Source organism: Chitinophaga vietnamensis (assembly GCF_902167635.1).
Taxonomy (GTDB): Bacteria; Bacteroidota; Bacteroidia; order Chitinophagales; family Chitinophagaceae; genus Chitinophaga; species Chitinophaga vietnamensis.
In genome coordinates, this window is the sequence record NZ_CABHMS010000001.1 from 296,330 (window position 1) to 312,268 (window position 15,939).

At 50.1% G+C, this 15,939-nt stretch carries 14 protein-coding genes; 5 read left to right on the forward strand and 9 right to left on the reverse strand.

All coding sequences use genetic code 11. The features are described from left to right. Positions 1–2 precede the first annotated feature (2 nt). Together FPG75_RS01300 and FPG75_RS01305 are read left to right on the forward strand one after the other, a co-directional pair. Positions 3–539, forward strand: a complete 537-nt coding sequence (locus FPG75_RS01300; RefSeq protein WP_143304690.1) for a YceI family protein — start codon at positions 3–5, stop codon at positions 537–539. 124 nt (positions 540–663) lie between these two features. Then, the gene (locus FPG75_RS01305; RefSeq protein ID WP_143304691.1) at positions 664–1,911 is read left to right on the forward strand and encodes a DEAD/DEAH box helicase; all 1,248 of its coding nucleotides are present in this window, start codon (positions 664–666) and stop codon (positions 1,909–1,911) included. 59 nt (positions 1,912–1,970) lie between these two features. On the opposite strand, the gene FPG75_RS01310 is transcribed toward FPG75_RS01305, so the two are convergent. From FPG75_RS01310 to FPG75_RS01320, 3 genes are all read right to left on the reverse strand, one after another. Then, positions 1,971–2,558, reverse strand: coding sequence for a YceI family protein (locus FPG75_RS01310; protein WP_143304692.1), 588 nt, complete (start codon positions 2,556–2,558; stop codon positions 1,971–1,973). 32 nt (positions 2,559–2,590) lie between these two features. Further along, positions 2,591–3,028: a DoxX family protein gene (locus tag FPG75_RS01315; RefSeq protein WP_143304693.1), complete on the reverse strand. Its 438-nt coding sequence runs from the start codon at positions 3,026–3,028 to the stop codon at positions 2,591–2,593. Positions 3,029–3,090: 62 nt separating this feature from the next. After that, entirely contained in the window at positions 3,091–3,543 is a 453-nt protein-coding gene (locus tag FPG75_RS01320) for a MarR family winged helix-turn-helix transcriptional regulator (protein WP_143304694.1), read from the reverse strand. A 120-nt stretch (positions 3,544–3,663) separates the two neighbouring features. On the opposite strand from FPG75_RS01320, the gene FPG75_RS01325 reads away from it, so the two are divergent. Next, positions 3,664–4,392, forward strand: coding sequence for a CPBP family intramembrane glutamic endopeptidase (locus tag FPG75_RS01325; RefSeq protein ID WP_143304695.1), 729 nt, complete (start codon positions 3,664–3,666; stop codon positions 4,390–4,392). A gap of 31 nt (positions 4,393–4,423) precedes the next feature. Here FPG75_RS01325 and FPG75_RS01330 read toward each other — a convergent pair whose 3' ends face one another. The 6 genes from FPG75_RS01330 to FPG75_RS01355 form a co-directional block, all read right to left on the reverse strand. Then, positions 4,424–5,164 carry a 3-oxoacyl-ACP reductase family protein gene (locus FPG75_RS01330; protein ID WP_143304696.1) on the reverse strand — a complete coding sequence of 247 codons (741 nt, stop codon included), beginning with the start codon at positions 5,162–5,164 and terminating at the stop codon, positions 4,424–4,426. A gap of 90 nt (positions 5,165–5,254) precedes the next feature. Further along, entirely contained in the window at positions 5,255–5,695 is a 441-nt protein-coding gene (locus FPG75_RS01335; protein WP_143304697.1) for a GNAT family N-acetyltransferase, read from the reverse strand. 12 nt (positions 5,696–5,707) lie between these two features. Beyond that, a complete protein-coding gene (locus tag FPG75_RS01340) occupies positions 5,708–6,217 on the reverse strand; it encodes a DinB family protein (protein WP_143304698.1) in 510 nt (169 codons plus the stop codon). Between the two features lie 77 nt (positions 6,218–6,294). After that, positions 6,295–7,089, reverse strand: a complete 795-nt coding sequence (locus tag FPG75_RS01345) for a FecR family protein (RefSeq protein ID WP_143304699.1) — start codon at positions 7,087–7,089, stop codon at positions 6,295–6,297. Positions 7,090–7,640: 551 nt separating this feature from the next. Next, positions 7,641–9,920: a glycosyl hydrolase family 95 catalytic domain-containing protein gene (locus FPG75_RS01350; RefSeq protein WP_143304700.1), complete on the reverse strand. Its 2,280-nt coding sequence runs from the start codon at positions 9,918–9,920 to the stop codon at positions 7,641–7,643. Positions 9,921–9,940: 20 nt separating this feature from the next. Further along, positions 9,941–10,315 carry a transmembrane 220 family protein gene (locus FPG75_RS01355; protein WP_143304701.1) on the reverse strand — a complete coding sequence of 125 codons (375 nt, stop codon included), beginning with the start codon at positions 10,313–10,315 and terminating at the stop codon, positions 9,941–9,943. Positions 10,316–10,825: 510 nt separating this feature from the next. Between FPG75_RS01355 and FPG75_RS01360 the strand changes: the two genes are divergently transcribed. Beyond that, complete coding sequence (locus tag FPG75_RS01360) at positions 10,826–14,050, forward strand: SusC/RagA family TonB-linked outer membrane protein (RefSeq protein ID WP_143304702.1); 3,225 nt, start codon at positions 10,826–10,828, stop codon at positions 14,048–14,050. Positions 14,051–14,081: 31 nt separating this feature from the next. Continuing rightward, entirely contained in the window at positions 14,082–15,863 is a 1,782-nt protein-coding gene (locus FPG75_RS01365) for a RagB/SusD family nutrient uptake outer membrane protein (RefSeq protein ID WP_143304703.1), read from the forward strand. Positions 15,864–15,939 lie beyond the last annotated feature (76 nt).

Below are 15,939 nucleotides of genomic sequence, written 5' to 3' on the forward strand. Positions count from 1 at the left end.
CCATGACAACCTGGAAAATTGATGAATCACATAGCGAGATTGGCTTCAAAGTGAAGCACCTGATGATTACTAACGTTAGTGGCTACCTTACGCGCTTTTCCGGTCATATCAAAACGGAAAGCGACGATTTCCACGACGCTACCATCTCCTTTGAAGCAGATGCCGACAGCATAGATACCGCCAATAAACAAAGAGATGAACACCTGCGCAATGGTGAATTTTTTGACGCAAGTAAATTCCCGAAGATCAAATTCGTTTCTAAAAAAGTGAAGAAGATTGACGGTGAGCAATATAAACTTTTAGGAGAACTGACCATCAAAGATCAAACACACCCGATTGAGCTGGAAGTAGAACACAGCGGCGTAACTGTTGACCCCTGGGGCCAGCACAAAGCCGGCTTCGCCCTCAAAGGCCGCCTGCACCGCGCCGACTACGGCCTTCGCTGGAATGCCACCACAGAAGCCGGCGGCATCGTACTCAGCGACGAAGTAAAACTCAATATGGAAATACAGCTGATAAAAGAAGCCAATAATAACTAATTACGAATTAGGAATTAAGAATTAAGAATTAAGAATTAGGGCCCACAGCGCAGGTCTGCGCTGCGGGCCCTAATTCTTAATTCCTAATTCGTAATTGCCGTAGGCAAATCCGTATCTTTGGCCCATGAAATTTGAACAGTACAACATCTCCCCGGAGATAAAAGAGAGCTTGGCCGAACTGGGCTTCAAACGCCCGACAGATATTCAGTTCAAAGCGATCCCTTCTATCCTGAAAGGAGATGATGTGATGGCCATCGCGCAAACCGGCACCGGCAAAACCGCCGCCTTTGCCATCCCCATCCTCCATCGCCTGCAACAGCAGGAGCACCGCCGCAAAAATAAATGGGAAGTGAAATGCCTGGTAATGGTGCCTACCCGTGAACTGGCCATCCAGATCGGGGACGTATTCCAGAACATCGGGAAATATACAGACCTCAGCATCCTCGCACTGGTAGGCGGCGTAGACCAGGCCCCCCAGATCAAAATACTCGAAAAGGGCGTGGACGTGCTCATCGCCACCCCCGGCCGCATGTTCGATCAAATCAATCAACAACATATCGATCTCTCCAACGTACAGGTGCTCATCCTCGATGAGGCAGACCACATGCTGGATCTGGGTTTTATCCGCGATATCCGCGACGTGATCAGGCATCTGCCCCGCCAGCACCAGACGCTGTTCTTCTCCGCTACGCTCGATAAAGACATCAAAGACCTGGCTTATTCCGTAGTGAATAACCCGATCCGTATCCAGATATCTCCGCAAGACCCCGTGTCGAAGAATGTTACGCACTCCGTTGCCTACGTGGAAATGGACGACAAACGTTTCTTCCTCGAACGGCTCGTAAAGGAATTTCCCGATCATAAAATATTGGTGTTCGTTCGTACCAAAGTGCGCGCTGAGCGCGTGATGGCGGCGATGCAACGTGTAGGCATATCTTCCCTGGTGATGCACGGCGGCAAAGAACAGGACGACCGCCTCGCGGTGATGGACGAATTTAAAAAAGGCGATGTACGCCTGCTCATCACCACCGACGTTAATGCACGCGGTATCGATATCCCCAATGTAGATTATGTGGTTAATTACGATCTGCCAGATGTGCCGGAAAACTATGTGCACCGCGTAGGCCGCACCGGGCGCGGCGTGCAGAAGGGACGGGCCATTTCTTTCTGTAGCACGGAAGAGAAACCGCTGCTGAATGAAATACAGAAATTTATCGGTAAAGAAGTGACGGAGATGAAGATCAATAAAGATGATTACCGCGAGACCGTCAGCTTTTCGGAAGATATCCCCAACGACAACTGGCAGCTGTTGCTCGATCAGCACAACAAAGAGATGGAGGACTTGAAAAAGAAGAAGAAGAAAAAGAAATAAAAGCAAGGCGCCGCTTCAACCGAAGCGGCGCCTTTGTCTTATCAAACACTATATGAAACCTATTGCTTTACGATCTCGGTATTCACCAGGATATCCACAGTAGGCGCTACTGCATATACGCCGGAAGGCAGTTTGTCCGCGTATTTCATGCCAAAGTCCAAACGGTTGATAGTGGCTTTGGCGGTGAAACCAGCTCTCCTCAATCCCCATGGATCTTTGATCACGCCATGGTAAGTTACATCGAAGTTAACGCGCTTGGTAGTGTTACGGATGGTAAGATCCGCTACCAGCAGGTATTTGTCGCCGCTCACTTTCTTGAAGGCAACACTTTTGAGCGTCATTTCAGGGTACTGGGCAGCGTTGAAAAAATCGTCTGTTTTCAAGTGACCATCACGTTGATCTACACCGGTAGAGATGCTGTTCACATCGGCGGTGAAATTGATCTTCGCGTTCTGAAAGTTAGTGCTGTCGGTCGTTTCCACGGCGCCGCTGAATTTGGCGAAATGGCCCTGGATATAGCTGATGCCAAGGTGTTTTACGCCGAAAGTAAGACTGGTATGCGCAGGGTCTGCGTTCCATTTAACCTGTGCAAAGGAAACGATGCTGGCCATTACCAGCAGGGTGGTGAAAAGGAAAACTTTCTTCATGTGTAAGTTGATTTATAAGTTGTGGTAGCAAATTATTTACTCAGGGCGCGGTCTACAGACCAGCGGCCGGAACCCTTGATGATAAGGGCGATACAGATACCGATCACCAGCAGGTGGTATTCAAAACCTTCCCCATGTTGCTGGCCGGTCCAGTTCATAAAGTAGCCATTAACCTTGTGCATGTTAGCCGCTACCAGCATAATCACCGTGAGCATGATGGCCCAGATGCGGGTAGTGAATCCGAGCAATATCAGCATAGAGCCGATAGATTCTGTGATGATCACCAGAAAGGCCAGGAAAGCCGGCGTGCCGTTGGAGGTGAAGAACGACATCGTAGCTTTGAAGCCAAAGCCGCCAAACATACCGAATAATTTCTGCAGGCCATGTGGCAGCATCACCAATGCCACGGTGATACGGATGATGAAAGAAACGAGATTGTTGTCTGTCTGAAATAATAAACGTTTAAGCATAAAGTAGTGTGTTAGTCGAGGTTTTAACATTTATTGTCTATACAACTGTTAGTGCAAAAAAATTAACCGCGTAGTTTATCCAGCAGCATGCTGAGTGTGGCGGCTTCTTCTTTACTGATGCGTTTTACCAGTTGTTTACGATCTTTCTCCATGATCGGGTCCAGTTCTGCAAGTAGCGCCAATCCTTTCTTCGTGATCTCTATGTCTACTTTACGGCGGTTCTCTTCGCACTGGTTACGGGTGAGCAGGCCTTTCTGGCGTAGCTTTTCCACGAGGCGGGTGGCATTGCTCATCTTGTCCATCATACGCTCCTGGATATCCAGCAGGTTCAATGATTTAGGGCTGCTGCCCCGCAGGATGCGGAGTACATTGTATTGCTGGGATGACAGGTCGTATGGTTTCAATGTTTTTGCTGTCGCCACTTCCAGCCAATTGCCAGTAAAAATGATATTCAACATGGCTTGTTGGTATTCATCTTTGAACTTTGCCTGTTTTAATTCGTCCTGCAGCTTCATAATTACAATTACGACTGTTGTCTATACAACAAAGGTAGATGTATTTTTGGTATAGACAAATATTTTTTAAAAAAGAGAGGGGGGAGAGATTTCGTTATATTTGGTAAAACCTCTGTACGTATGCCGTTTGAGAATATCCCTGGTACTATTTATACGGCTCTGGCATCGCTGCTACCTATTGTAATATGGATGCTGTTCCGGAAGCCGGTTTCAAAGCAAACATTATTATGGCTGGCGCTTGTTTTTATAGCGAATGAAGTGTTGGTGCAGGGTGGCAGCAGCCTGCAAAGCTGGTGGTTCCCGGCGCTCCGTTTCAACTGGCTCGGAAAGTTGCTCAGTATTTTCTTCACATTATCGGTGATCCCCTTGTTGGTGAATGAAGAGCGTCCCTATCAATCGGTGGGCTTGCGCTGGTATGTGAACCCCGCTACCTTGCGTCTGTGTTTGTGGCTGGGCGCGGCTTTCATCGTGTTGAAGGCAGTGGGTAATTTATTCGCGATAGAAAAGGAATTGATCACCCCGGAAAATTACCTGTACCAGGCCACCATGCCGGGTTTGCAGGAAGAGTTATGTTTCAGGGGGCTTTACCTGTGGTTATTGCTCCGCGCATCAGGCGCACTTCAGCCAAGTACGGAGGTCTGGATGCTGGCACTGCTGTTTGGCCTGGGGCATGGGTTTCAGATCTCGTCTGCCATGCATTACCGGCTAGATATAGGTGTATTGGTGCTTAGTACGCTGAGCGGCTTTCTCTATGGCTATATCCGGGTGAAGAGCGGCTCGCTGCTATTGCCGGTATTGTTGCATAATGCTGCTAACATCGCTATTACCATCGTATTGGCGCTTAAATAAAACAAGGGCCGCAAAGGCCCTTGTTCATTCATTAGCTATTGTAGCCGGCATCGATTGTTTGTTCGGTACCGGTGATAAAGCCGCTTTCTGCGCTCGCCAGGAAAGTGACCAGCGCTGCGATATCTTCCACTTTACCATAGTGTCCTAATGCGGTGTAAGCTGCTACACTGGAGGCGTGGGCGCCATTGGCCGGGTTCATGTCGGTATCAATAGGACCAGGCTGTACGAGGTTGGCAGTGATGCCTTTTGCGCCGAGGTCGCGCGCCAGACCTTTGTTGAGGCCTATGAGCGCTGACTTACTCATAGAATAGAGCGTGCCGCCGGGGCCAGTCAACCTTTCCGCCATATTGCTGCCGATGGTGATGATCCTGCTGCCGGCCGTCATGTGCTGTGCCGCAGCCTGTGAAGCCACAAATACAGCGCGGGTGTTCACCGCCATCACCTGATCGTATTCTTCGATGGTATATTCTTCCAGCGGTTTGTGAATCCATACGCCGGCATTGTTCACGAGGATATCGATACGGCCGAAATCCGCTACTGTTTTGGCAACAGCTGCCTGGATATCTTCTGCTGATGCACTGTCGGCCAGGATGGCCTTGGCGCGGCCGCCTGCCTTTTCCGCGGCTGCCACCACTTCCTGTGCTTGTTCAGCGCTTCTCGCATAAGTGAACACCACGGTAGCGCCTTCCTGCGCAAAACGTTTAACGATGGCGGCGCCCATGCCGCGACTTCCTCCTGTTACCAGGGCTATTTTGTTTTCCAGACGTTTCATAAAATTGTTTTTACGTCTGCAAAGCTAGGGACAGCGCGGCTTCCAAAGAAGAACAGATATAATTGTTAAGGACTAACTTCTATGTTAGTACTATGAGAAGTGGTAGTCGCAATTGAGTTCCACATCATCCACTGTAGCGCCCATGGCCTTGTAAAAGCCGATGGCATGGGCATTCCAGCGGGACACCTGCCAGCGCACCTTTTTGCAATGCGCCTCCTTCCCCATGGCGATGATCTCACGGAGCAGCCGGGTGCCGGTCTGTTGCCCGCGCCAGGCTTCTTTTACATAGAGGTCGTCCAGGTACAATGCCTTGCCCGACCACGAATAATAAGCAAAGAAATAAGTGGCGTAACCAATAATCGTGTCGCCATCTACTGCCAGCAGGCATTGGAAAATATCTTTGTCGGCCTGCAGCTGCGCAGGCGTAATATGCAATTTATCGGCCGACTGCTGAAAATCTGCAAACTCCCGGATCACGTCATACAATGCGGGGAAGTCTTCCGGACCTGCTTTTCGAATACTAACGGACATGTATAAATGCTTTTACAGGTATCTTTCCCGGATGATATTGAAATGATGCAATTGATGCCCGCAGGAGGTGAAACCCAGGGCAAGTACGCTGAGCCTGTATTTCCAGGCGGTGCCGGTGCGGAGCAGCAACTCATCCGGAAACGTATTGTACATCGCGATGGTGGCCTTGCGGGTAATGATCAGCTCATCGAGCACATGTTGTAGCGAACGATGCGCAACCGGCGCATTAGCCGCAAAATCATTTTCTTCGAAGCCGGGCAGAGGTCCCTCATTACCCCGCGCATAGTTCATGGCGCGGTAATTAAATACGCGTTCCGTATCCGTGATATGTTGTATCACCTGTTTGATGGTCCATTTACCCGGGGCATAGGCATAATCCGCCCTGGCAGCTATTTCCGGCGTAATGAAGTTTTCCAGTGCCGTTAGTGATTGTTCAAAGGCGAGGTTATGGTCTACATCAGGTACCAGGTTAATGTAGCGGTTGAAATATTCCGGATCAGGAGTAATAGCATTTTTCTTCATAGCTGGTGATTATATTTTTATTTTGATTTGATCTGGCTGCAAACGCTTCACCAGCCAGCCCGGCAGCATAAATAATATCAAAAAGATGATAACATAAAAAGCAACGACGAGTGGTGATGATAAAGACATGGCGCTAAAGTACTCAACTTTTGAGCATGCCGATTAGAGAAAGTTGCTTTTTCGGTCCAAGAAATAATTTCATGCACATTTACGGGGTGTACGCTGAAGTCGGCATCAGCGTTATAAATGGCTTCCATGCCAGGTTCCAGGGTAACGTTCGTGCGTTGGTCTGTGGTGTTAAGACTGCCACTGATCAAAGTAGTACGCACATGTTCGCGGTCATAGGTATTAACATCAAAGGTGGCGGCATCGGCAGTGATATCTGTTACGGGTGTATGCACTATGAAAGGCTGCTGATCAACTGGTGGTACTTTGAAATAGGCTTCCCCGTCCAGGTACAGCTGTCTTGATTTACCGGGAGAGGTGAACTTGAAACGTAAGGTGGTTTTACTATTCAGGGTGATCCGTGTGCTGTCGTGCAGGAGCAGCAGGTATGTTTTGCCTTCCGGGATGTAGAGGGTGTTCCAGCCGGTGCTGGCAAGTATTTTAGGCGTATAGGAAATGCCGTGTTGTGTAAAGTACAGGGTGGCATCATTGGTTTCGAGCGAAGCATGGGTAGAGTCGGATAAATTCACTATTTGTCCGTCGGCCAGCGTGAGCACGATCCTGTTATTGGCCGGGGCCGCCGTTAACGGAACGGATACATATGCAGGCTTTTGCAGCCACCACCAGGCTGCGGTGGCGAAGGCAATGAGGCTGAGCACAATAATCCACGTTACCGGTGCAGATGCTTGCTCCTTCGGTGATTCCATAAAGTGGTTACAATTTAAATACTAAAACGGTTCAGCTACTCAAAAATTGTCGGATTTATTGATTTACGGATTTTTGATTTAAAGGTATTGGTGGATAAATCTGTCGCCCCCTACGGGGCTAGATGTGGGTGGAATACGTTTTGTTCCCCGGGTTTCACCCGGGTCTACCGGGCTTTCGCCCCTACGGGGCGTATAGAAGCGGAGTGTTTACGTTGGTAGATGAAATGTGTGACCATGACCATCCGTGTATCGCCCCTACGGGGCGGTATGTTGATAGCGGGCATCGCATCTACCAATATGCCGCCCCGTAGGGGCGAAAGCCCGGGAACAAAATACGATCCACCAACATCTGGCTCTGTAGGTATTTGCCAACGTGAACGTTCCGCTTCTATACACCCCCGTAGGGGCGAAAGCCCGGTAGACCCGGGTGAAACCCGGGGAACAAAACGTATTCCATCTACATCTAGCCCCGTAGGGGGCGACAGATTTATCCACCAATACCTTTAAATCAATAAATCCGTAAATCAAAAAATCCCTAAATATTCCCTCGTTTATTCGTAACCGTTAGCCAGTTCCAGGCTACCGTTCTTTTCAAAGGTTATGGTCATCGTTCCATTTTTCACTTCTTTGGCTTTCACTCCTTTTTCATGACGGGGGAACCATGTTTTGAAAGGTAGTAGCAGTACGGCTTTGCCGCCTTTCTCTGCGGTGATGGTCACACTTTCTACCTGCCCGCCGCTGCGGCGCGCGCTCACCAGAAAGGCGCCTTCTGCCCGCAGCTTTTCGAAAGAGAGATCACCCCATTGTTGTGGTACCGCAGGAAATACGTGGATATGGCCTGCATAGCTTTGTAATAACATCTCTTGCAAGCCAGCCGCAAAAGCGAAATTGCCCTCTAATGTAAAAGGGCGGTACGTAAATCCAGAATAGCCCGATTTGGTTTGATCGCCATTCGCATGGAAACTATTGGGCAAGCAGAAAGCCTTGGCAAAGATGCGCAGGGCTTCGGCAGCGCCGGCGCCATCGCGGGCGCGGGCTTTCATGGCAGCGAGCCAGGACCAGGAATAACCACACCAGCCACGCGGGCCGATGCTATCCAGCAGGTGTATCGAGTTGCGGATGATGGCCTGATCGGCCGCGCCATTCTCCCAACGTAACAGGCCAAGCGGATAGATGCTCAGCATATGTGAGAAGTGACGGTGCGATGCTTTATAAGGTGCGCCGGGCGCAAATAACAGCTCATTATTCGGGGATAATGCCAGCGGAGGCAGCTCCGTCAGCAGCTGGCGCCAGTGGGCCTCTTCCTGTGGCAAGGCCAGCGTATGCGCCATATCTGCCGCGATGGTGAAGGCATATTTCATCAGCGAGAGATCATAATTGGTGTTCTGATGAAACCAGGCGCTGATATCATTATCATTGATCTCCGGACTGGAACTGATCGGCAAAGCCCGCTGTCCTGCGGCATTCTTGCGGGTGATCTTTTCCAGGTACTGTACCGTTTCACGTACATAGGGCCATGCATCGCGCCGGAGGAAAGCCGTGTCCATGCTGTATTTCCACTGCCAGTAAAAATGCTGCGACAACCACGCGGATACGGTAGGAGAACAAGAATATTGTATCCATCCGCCCATCGGTTGCCCATCGAGCGTTTGTACGCCGGGCACGTTGAGGCCCGGTGTTTCGAAATAGCGGCGGGTGTATTGCTGGCTCGTTGCTTTTGTTTTCAGCAGCCAGTTGGTATAAGAGGCGGCTTCTTTCAGGTGGTTGCTACTGTAGGCAGGCCAGTAGCTGAGTTGCGTGTTGAGGTCGTTATGTACATCGCCTTTCCAGGGTGGCAGGCGGCCGTTATCCGCAGTCCATACGGCTTGCAGCGTGATCACGGGCGTATTGCCGCGCGCCGCCGAACCGAATTTGTATTGCTCCAGGTACCATTGCTTTTCCAGGACACTATCCGGCAGGTGGATGGCCGACTGCTGCCAGTATTGTTGCCACCACCGGCGGTGCTGCGTATAGCCGGCGCCGTAGCCACTGTTGATCGTTTGCCGGATCACATTGCTGGCGGCAGTGTTGCGCGTACCGGGATAGTGGGAGGAGATGCTCCATACGCCTTCGATGCTGTGTGCATCCGTCTTTTTCCAGGTAACGGCCACTTCATATTCAAAGCCGTTCCATCCTGGTTGGCGGTAGATGATCGTTTGTGCGTTGGCGTTAATACGGCCTTGCGGGTAGCCGAGACGGGCGAGGTCATCGCCCTGTACGGAGCCGCCGGCGGCCTGTTGGCTGTTCCCCGCATACTTGGGCGCCTGTATTTGCAGCGTGATGCCGTTTTCGAGATGCGTGAACTTAAACCAGCCTACTGGTTGCGTGGCATGCACAAATGTTTGCAGGGTGGCGCCGTTGGGCCATTTCACTTCACAAACAGCCGTGTTCACATCGAGCGAGACGCTGGAAGCGTCGCCCCAGGCGCGGGTATCAAATTCGAGCGCAGCGCCGGGTATCTTGCAGGGGGCAGGTTGTTCTTCATACGGCGCGTCAAAATATTGTTGAACGATGCCGTAGTCTTTTTTATTGACCTGCCCCAGCACCCAGCTGTAGCGGAATTCGGGACGATCGAGGCCCTTCATGGGACGCAGGTCCCAGAGATCGGCACGGTCCAGCGAAAAGCGCAGCACGCCATTCTTTTGCCAAACAAGGGCGCCGATGGCGCCATTGCCCAGCGGGATACCTTCATCCCATACCACAGGCAGCCGGTTGAAATGCAGGTTGTGCGAAGGATTGGGCTGCGCATGCAACAAGTGGCCGCATAGCAGCAAGGCAAGTATTTTTTTCATGATGTTCACTGTACTATGATTTAGCGCTGCTGACGTTTGGCGTAGATATATTCTATGCCCAATACGCCAATGCAGATAAAGAGACCAAAAAATTCCCTTGTCTGTTCTATCCAGGGTTTGGTAGCCTTCATCGTTTGTGTGATGCTCTCTGCATGATGTTGCGCCACCCAGTCTTCCACGCCATCTTTGGTGAAGAAGAGATAGGCCGCATAAGCCAGGTAAACGAGTATGCCTGCGATGTACCATTTAGGATAGAATTTTTTTCGTGCGCCCAGGTAGCAAAAAGCGGCGGCATAAAGATAGATAGGCATCCATACATAAGGGTCGGGATCGTTATATTGCAGCCCGGCAAAAATGATGAATACAACCGTGAAGAAGATGTTGAATACTTTCATTAAAGTGGAAGAATTAGGTCTTAAACATACACAAAAAAGCATAGCAGCAAAGGAGTTTTTACTTGAACGGCTGTTTTGTTGAATAGAAAGCAGGAGAGCGGCAAATTTTTTTCAGAAATGTTAAAACAACACTTGTTTGAGCTAAAATATTGTCATATCTTAGATTTAGAAAATTCCACGTGAGAACCAAAATCTTGAATGAAGGAGTAGAGAGTATTTAAAGTTTCTCACTAATTATTATTGGCTCGTAATCCTTATCTCTTAACGATTCTTAAACCTGACATCGTGATGTGATGAGTTCATGCTGGCATATACGTGCGCGTTGTTGCGTATAGCCTTTTCTTCCACAGTTATATCTGGCTGTGCGGTAAGTTATTTCCTTGCTTTTGCCCGCCTATCGCCACTTTAATGGCGGTACATGCAATTGTTTGTCCTTAACTTTTCCACGGCAAGTATATAGGATAGGTACTCTATTTTCTAATTTTTTAACGTTTACCCTTAAACCACGTTATGAAAAAACATTTCTACCAGGCCCTTGCCGTCCTATGCGGTATCTTGTTGTTACTGGCCGGCAGTAACGTCAATGCGCAAACGAAAATAGCGGGCAAGGTAACTGACAAAACTTCCGGCAACCCCTTGCCGGGCGTATCGGTGCAGGTGAAAGGTACCAACCGCGGTACTGCTACCGATCCTAATGGCGCCTTCTCCATCCAGGTAAAACAGGGCGAAACACTGGTATTCTCTTTCGTAGGATATGATCCTGCCGAAGCTGTAGTAGGCAACGGCCCGATGAATATCTCCCTCGGCGAAAAAGTAGGTTCCCTTGAAGAAGTGGTAGTAACCGGTTATGCCAGCCAGAAGAAAAAAGATCTTACCGGCTCCGTAGCCATCGTAAAAGTGGACAATCTCACTAAACAACCCACCTCGCAGATCGCTAACCAGCTGCAAGGACAGGTATCCGGTATCACCGTACTCGGCACCGGCCAACCCGGCCAGGAACCACAGGTGAAAGTGAGAGGTATCAACACCTTCGGGAACAACACACCGCTCTATATCGTAGATGGCGTGCCCATCTCCAACCTCGCCGATGTGAACCCTAACGATGTACAAACCATGCAGGTACTGAAAGATGCAGGCGCCGCCTCCATCTATGGCGCCCGCGCCGCCAACGGTGTAATCATCATCACCACCAAAAGAGGTACTGGCAAAGTGAAAGTGAGCTACGACGGCTACTACGGCCGCCAGGTACCCAAAGGAGGCAACGTATATCATCTCCTCAATCCGCAGGAACAAGCCAACCTCGTATGGATGGCCACCAAAAACTCCGGCAAAGTACCTAACGATCCGCAATATGGTAGCGGCGCCACACCCGTGCTGCCCGATTATATCACACCCGACGGCGCCATGGAAGGCGATCCCAGGGTTGATCCTTCTAAATATTACGTGAACCCGAACTTTAAAAGTGATGATGACTATAACACGTTCTATCGTATAGATAAGGCGAATAAACAAGGTACCGACTGGTTCCATGAAATCTTCAAACCTGCGCCCATCACCAGTCACAACCTCTCCGTTTCCGGCGGTGGCGATATTGGTAACTATTATTTCTCTTTCTATTATTTCAACCAGGAAGGTACGCTCAAGAATACCTATAATAAACGCTATGCGGTGCGTTCCAACTCCAATTTCAATATCACCGACCATATCCGCGTAGGTGAAAATATGGAGTACTCTGTGATCAACAACCCGCAGATCGGTATCCTGCAGGAAGGTAGCGGCATCGGCATGGCCTTCCGCGAACTCACCATCATCCCGGTGTATGATATCAAAGGTAATTACGCCGGCAGCTGGGGAAAAAATATGGGTAATGCCAGGAACCCGGTGGCCATCCAGGACCGTTTCGGTACTACCAAAACACTCGCCAACCGCTTGCTGGGCAACGTTTACGCCGAAGCGGATGTGCTCAAGATGTTCACTGTCAGAACCTCTTTCGGGGGTGAAATATATTCTTTCGATAACCACAGCTTCACCATCCCCGAGTATGAGAACGCGGAAAATAACCGCATTAATTCTTACACCGAAAATACAGGTAACGGCTACGACTGGACCTGGACCAACACCGTTACTTTCCACAAGAACTTCAACCATGCACATGACCTGAAAGTGATGGTAGGTACGGAAGCATACGAAAACTATTTCCGCACTGTAGGTGGTACCACCCTGGATTATTTCACCTTCGATCCTAACTTCACATCACTCTCCACCGGTACGGGTACGCCCACCAACTACAGCGGCTACGGTACGGATGCCTTGTTCTCGCTCTTCGCAAGACTGGACTACGCTTTCAAAGACCGCTACCTGCTCGGCGCCCTGATCCGCCGTGATGGCTCCTCCCGTTTCGGCGCCACCAACAGGTATGGTAATTTCCCCGCGATCAGCGCTGCATGGCGTATTTCACAGGAAGAATTTATGAAGAATATCTCCTGGCTATCTGACCTGAAGATCCGCGGTGGATGGGGTATCATGGGTAACCAGATCAACGTATCGCCCAGTAACACCTACAAAGCCTACGGCTTCGATAAAAGTTCTTCTTTCTACGACATCGGCGGAACCGGCTCTATCTCTAAAGGTTTCATGCAAACACAGATCGGTAACCCCAATGCAAAATGGGAGAGCAATGTCAATTCCAATATTGGTATAGATGCTACATTGTTCAAAGGCAAACTGGAGTTCACGGCCGATTACTATCAGAAAGTTGTACGCGACCTCCTCTACAACCCTGAATTGGCGGGCACTTACGGCGCTGCCACCGTGCCTTTCTCCAACGTGGCAAAAATGAAGAACAAAGGTTTCGACTTCTCCGTAACCGGTAATGTCAATATCACCAAAGACCTGAAGTTCGAAGCCACCGGTACGCTCACCACGTATAACAACACCATTCTCGCCATCTCCGATGCCGCGCCTTATTTCGATGCAGAAAAACGCCGCTTCGGTAATACCATCATCAGAAACGCTGTAGGCCACTCTATCAGCGAGTTCTATGGCTACCAGATCATCGGATTCTGGAACAGTGATGACGAAGTGAAGAAAGCCAACGATGATGCGATCAAGAAATATCCCGGCCTGGTAGACGGTTACCAGAAAGACGCCGGCAAAGGACGTTTCAAATATGCAGATATCAATGGCGATGGCAAGATCGACGCCAACGACCGCACCTTCCTCGGGAATCCGAATCCTAAATTCTCTTATGGTCTGAACCTCGGTCTTACTTACAAGAATTTCGATTTCAGCATGTTCATCTACGGCGTTTCCGGCAACAAGATCTGGAACCAGGTAAGATGGTGGACAGACTTCTACGCATCTTTCCAGAGTGCGAAAAGCTATAACGCCCTCTATGATTCCTGGAGGCCTGATCACATGAATGCTAAAGCGCCGATACAGGAAACGCAATCTTACGCCAGCACCGCTTCTGAACCTAACTCCTATTTCGTGGAAAACGGTTCTTACCTGCGTGCGAAAAATATGTTGCTGGGATACACATTGCCCAAGCATATCCTGAAAACGATCGGCATTGAAAAATTCAGGATATATGTACAGGCAGCCAACCTGTTCACGATCACCAAATACACTGGTGTAGATCCTGAAGTAGGTGGTAACACCACTTCCTTTGGCCTGGATGAAGGCGCCTATCCTAACCAGCGTCAGTACCTGCTGGGTGTGAACGTAACCTTCTGATCGATTTTTTTGAACTGTTAAACCGACGCAAATGAAAAAATTAAAATATTCAGGTATCGCATTGTTACTGGCTGCCGGTATCATGGGAGCCTGTCAGAAAAGTTTCCTCGACAGACCGCCATACGGCGCGCTCACAGAAGATATTGTGGCCAATAAGGATGGTGTGAATTATCTCCTCATTGGCGCCTATGCAGCGCTCGACGGACAAGCGCCGGGCAACAACGCCCTCGGCGGCGGCGGCAACGCATGGATGGCATCGCCCACCAACTGGGTGTATGGCAGCGTAGCTGGCGGCGATGCGCACAAAGGCAGCTCCAGCAACGACCAACAGGATATCAACCCGATCGCTACCGGCACAGAAGCGGCCAGCAATCCTTTCCTCAACGCTAAATGGAAAGCAGTTTTCGAAGGCGTAACCCGTTGTAACAACGTCCTGCGCCTCATGAAGAAAGCTACCGACATGAGCGCTGCCGGTAAAACGGAAGTAGAGGCAGAAGCCCGTTTCCTCCGCGGACATTACTACTTCGAGCTGAAAAAAATGTTCAACAATGTGCCGTATATCTCCGATTCTGCTGCAAGCGTGATCGTAGCGAATGACAAAGATATCTGGCCTTATATCGAAGCTGATTTTAAATTTGCCGCCGATAATCTTCCTGCTACACAGAAAGATATCGCCCGCGCCAACAAATGGGCCGCTCAGATATATCTCGCGAAAACATATCTCTACGAGAAAAAATATCCGCAGGCCCTCACATTGTTCAATGATGCTATCATGAACGGCAATACCTCCAATGGCCTGAAATACGACCTGGATACCGCTTTCCAGCACAACTTCGATGCAGCGTATAAAAACGGCGCCGAGTCTGTATTCGCCATCCAGATGACGGCCAACGATGGTACCAATGGTATCGCCAATGCCAATGCCGGCGATATGCTCAACTTCCCGTACAACAGCCCCTTTGGCTGCTGTGGCTTCTTCCAGCCTACGCAAGACCTGGTGAACTCTTACCGCACAGATGCCAACGGCTTGCCTTATGTAGACGACTATAACAGCCACCCCGTGAAATCCGATATGGGCATCACTTCCAGCGCACCGTTCACACCGGATGCCGGTAACCTCGATCCGCGCCTCGATTGGACCGTAGGTCGCCGCGGCTTGCCGTATCACGACTGGGGCCTGCATCCTGGCGCTGCATGGGTACGCGACCAGCTCAATGGTGGCCCCTACGCCGGCAAGAAAATGGTGTACTGGCAATTCAACCAGGATAAATACAAAGATGCGCACTCCTGGGCGCCCGGCTCCGCGATCAATGTGGTGCTGATCCGCTTCTCCGATGTGCTGCTGATGGCGGCCGAATGCGCCGCACAAACCGGCGACCTCAACACCGCGCTCAACTATGTAAACAGGGTGCGCCACCGGATCATCGATCATCCTTCTACCTGGCTGCATAAGTATAAAGACAATACGCAACCGCTGGCAGGCTTCGATCCTACACAGCTGGCCGCCAACTACGTTATCAAGGAATACCCGGCAGGATCTTTCTCCAGCACCGCTGTTGCACTCAAATACATCTACTTTGAACGCAAGCTGGAACTGGCCACGGAAGGCCATCGCTATTTCGATATCTCCCGCTGGGGCGTAGGCGATGTAGTGATGAAAGCATTCTATGCCTACGAAAGCAAGATCACCGGCGATCTCGACGGCGCCACTTATCTCAAAGGCAGGAATGAATACTTCCCGATCCCGCAGCGCCAGATCGACCTCTCGCTGCAAAACGGTACCTCCGTGCTGAAACAGAATGCCGGCTACTAATTTCTATCTCTTTTAAAAGCATGAAGAGGGCCCTGAGGCCCTCTTCATGCTTTTAATCACTTTGCTTACTTTGTGA

Bases quoted from the DNA above. Each gene is read 5' to 3' on its own strand.
- FPG75_RS01355 (WP_143304701.1), bottom strand. From the start codon at position 10,315: ATGAAAGTATTCAACATCTTCTTCACGGTTGTATTCATCATTTTTGCC.
- FPG75_RS01325 (WP_143304695.1), top strand. From the start codon at position 3,664: ATGCCGTTTGAGAATATCCCTGGTACTATTTATACGGCTCTGGCATCG.
- FPG75_RS01320 (WP_143304694.1), bottom strand. From the start codon at position 3,543: ATGAAGCTGCAGGACGAATTAAAACAGGCAAAGTTCAAAGATGAATAC.
- FPG75_RS01350 (WP_143304700.1), bottom strand. From the start codon at position 9,920: ATGAAAAAAATACTTGCCTTGCTGCTATGCGGCCACTTGTTGCATGCG.
- FPG75_RS01315 (WP_143304693.1), bottom strand. From the start codon at position 3,028: ATGCTTAAACGTTTATTATTTCAGACAGACAACAATCTCGTTTCTTTC.
- FPG75_RS01340 (WP_143304698.1), bottom strand. From the start codon at position 6,217: ATGAAGAAAAATGCTATTACTCCTGATCCGGAATATTTCAACCGCTAC.
- FPG75_RS01360 (WP_143304702.1), top strand. From the start codon at position 10,826: ATGAAAAAACATTTCTACCAGGCCCTTGCCGTCCTATGCGGTATCTTG.
- FPG75_RS01300 (WP_143304690.1), top strand. From the start codon at position 3: ATGACAACCTGGAAAATTGATGAATCACATAGCGAGATTGGCTTCAAA.
- FPG75_RS01310 (WP_143304692.1), bottom strand. From the start codon at position 2,558: ATGAAGAAAGTTTTCCTTTTCACCACCCTGCTGGTAATGGCCAGCATC.
- FPG75_RS01345 (WP_143304699.1), bottom strand. From the start codon at position 7,089: ATGGAATCACCGAAGGAGCAAGCATCTGCACCGGTAACGTGGATTATT.
- FPG75_RS01365 (WP_143304703.1), top strand. From the start codon at position 14,082: ATGAAAAAATTAAAATATTCAGGTATCGCATTGTTACTGGCTGCCGGT.
- FPG75_RS01305 (WP_143304691.1), top strand. From the start codon at position 664: ATGAAATTTGAACAGTACAACATCTCCCCGGAGATAAAAGAGAGCTTG.
- FPG75_RS01335 (WP_143304697.1), bottom strand. From the start codon at position 5,695: ATGTCCGTTAGTATTCGAAAAGCAGGTCCGGAAGACTTCCCCGCATTG.
- FPG75_RS01330 (WP_143304696.1), bottom strand. From the start codon at position 5,164: ATGAAACGTCTGGAAAACAAAATAGCCCTGGTAACAGGAGGAAGTCGC.